This window comes from Streptomyces sp. XY431 (assembly GCF_001279805.1).
Classification (GTDB): Bacteria; Actinomycetota; Actinomycetes; order Streptomycetales; family Streptomycetaceae; genus Kitasatospora; species Kitasatospora purpeofusca.
On sequence record NZ_LGDO01000225.1, the window covers coordinates 1 to 2,413 of the forward strand.

At 73.1% G+C, this 2,413-nt stretch carries 1 protein-coding gene; it reads left to right on the forward strand.

The annotated features are described in order from the left end of the window. Nucleotides 1-13: 13 nt before the first annotated feature. Nucleotides 14-2,275, forward strand: coding sequence for a 1,4-alpha-glucan branching protein GlgB (gene glgB / locus ADK60_RS21185; RefSeq protein ID WP_079008579.1), 2,262 nt, complete (start codon nt 14-16; stop codon nt 2,273-2,275). Nucleotides 2,276-2,413: the final 138 nt, after the last annotated feature.

A 2,413-nucleotide genomic window follows, 5' to 3' on the forward strand; every position in this document is an offset into this window, starting at 1 on the left:
TCCGCCGCCGCCGATCCCGGCCACACCCGCACCCGCGCCCCCGCCCGTCGGCGACACGACCGCCCCCGTGGCCACCGGGACGCTGCGGCTGCCCGAGGCCCCACTGCCACCCGGCGAGGTGGACCGGCTGGTCGGCGGCCAGCACCACGACCCGCACGCCCTGCTCGGCGCCCACCCCGTCAACGGCGGCACCGCGATCCGGGTGCTCCGCCCGTTCGCCGACCGGGTCCTGGTGGAGACCGACCAGGGCTCGATGGAGCTCACCCACCAGCAGGGCGGCCTGTTCACCGGCCTGCTGGCCGCCCCCGAGGCCCCCGACTACCGGCTGCTGGTCGACTACCCGGGCGCCGAGCCGCTGCGCCAGCACGACGGCTACCGCACCCCGCCCACCCTCGGCGAACTCGACCTGCACCTGATCTCCGAGGGCCGGCACGAGCAGCTCTGGCAGGCCCTCGGCTCGCACGTGCGCACCGTCGGCGGGGTCGCCGGCACCGCGTTCGCGGTCTGGGCGCCGAACGCCGCCGGGGTTCGGCTGATCGGCGACTTCAACCACTGGAACGGCACCGGGCACCCGATGCGCTCGCTCGGCTCCTCCGGCGTCTGGGAGCTTTTCGTCCCCGACATCGGCGAGGGCGCCCACTACAAGTACGAGATCCACACCCGGCACGGCCGGGTGCTCGACAAGGCCGACCCGCTGGCCCGGGCCGCGCAGCTGCCGCCCGGCACCGCCTCGGTCGTCACCAGCTCCTCCTACCGCTGGCAGGACGGCGAGTGGATGGCCCGCCGGGCCCGCACCGCGCACCACCGCGCCCCGATGTCGGTGTACGAGCTGCATCTGGCGTCCTGGCGTCCCGACCTCACCACCTACCGCGACATTGCCGCCGAACTCCCGGGATACCTCAAGGAGTTGAACTTCACCCATGTGGAGTTCATGCCGGTGATGGAGCACCCCTTCGGCGGCTCCTGGGGCTACCAGGTGTCCGGCTACTACGCGCCCACCTCCCGGCTCGGCGGCCCCGACGACTTCCGCTTCCTGGTCGACACCCTGCACCGGCACGGCATCGGCGTCATCGTCGACTGGGTGCCCGCGCACTTCCCCAAGGACGACTTCGCGCTGGCCCGCTTCGACGGCGAGCCGCTGTACGAGCCGGCCGACCCGCTGCGCGCCGAGCACCCGGACTGGGGCACCCTGGAGTTCGACTACGGCCGGGTCGAGGTGCGCAACTTCCTGGTGGCCAACGCGGTCTACTGGTGCGAGGAGTTCCACGTCGACGGCCTGCGGGTGGACGCCGTCGCCTCGATGCTCTACCTCGACTACTCGCGCGAGGGCGGCGCCTGGACCCCCAACCAGTACGGCGGGCGGGAGAACCTCGACGCGGCCGCCTTCCTCCAGGAGATGAACGCCACCGTCTACCGGCGCTGCCCGGGGGTGATCACCGTCGCCGAGGAGTCCACCGCCTGGGACGGCGTCACCCGGCCCACCGACCGGGGCGGTCTCGGCTTCGGCCTGAAGTGGAACATGGGCTGGATGCACGACTCGCTGGTCTACATGGGCAAGGACCCGGTGCACCGGCGGTTCCACCACAACGAGATCACCTTCTCGATGGTGTACGCCTGGTCGGAGAACTACATCCTGCCGATCTCCCACGACGAGGTGGTGCACGGCAAGCAGGCGCTGGTCGCCAAGATGCCCGGCGACTGGTGGCAGCAGCGCGCCAACCACCGCGCCTACCTCGGCTTCATGTGGGCCCACCCCGGCAAGCAACTCCTTTTCATGGGGCAGGAGTTCGCCCAAGGTGCCGAGTGGGACCACGAGCAGGGCCCGCAGTGGTGGGTGCTCGACGAGCAGTGGCCGGCCCACCGGGACCACCTCGGCGTGCGCCGCCTCGTCCGCGACCTCAACGGGCGCTACCTGGACACCCCGGCCCTGTGGGAGCAGGACAGCGTCCCGGCCGGCTTCAGCTGGCTCGACGGCGGTGCCGCCGAGGACAACCTGCTCTCCTTCGTCCGGTACGCCGCCGACGGCACGCCGCTGGTCGCGGTCTGCAACTTCTCCCCCGTGGTCCGGCACGCCCGCCGGGTCGGCCTGCCCGCGCTGAACGGCCGCGACCAGCTGTGGGAGGAGGCGCTCAACACCGACGCCGCGGCCTACGGCGGCAGCGGGATCGCCAACTCGCACCCGGTGAAGTCGGAGGCCGTCGAATGGGACGGCCAGCCGCGCAGCGCCGAGCTGGTGCTGCCGCCGCTGTCGACCGTCTGGCTCCGCCCGGTGTGACGGGCTGCTCAGGGCCGCCGCTCCGCCCCTGTGGTGCGGAGCGGCGGCCCTGCCGCGTCAGGGGGTGGCCGGGGGGGACGCGGGCCACGTGAGGGGGCCGGAGGGGGCCCCCTCCATCGGCGGGGGGTTGGGGGGCGC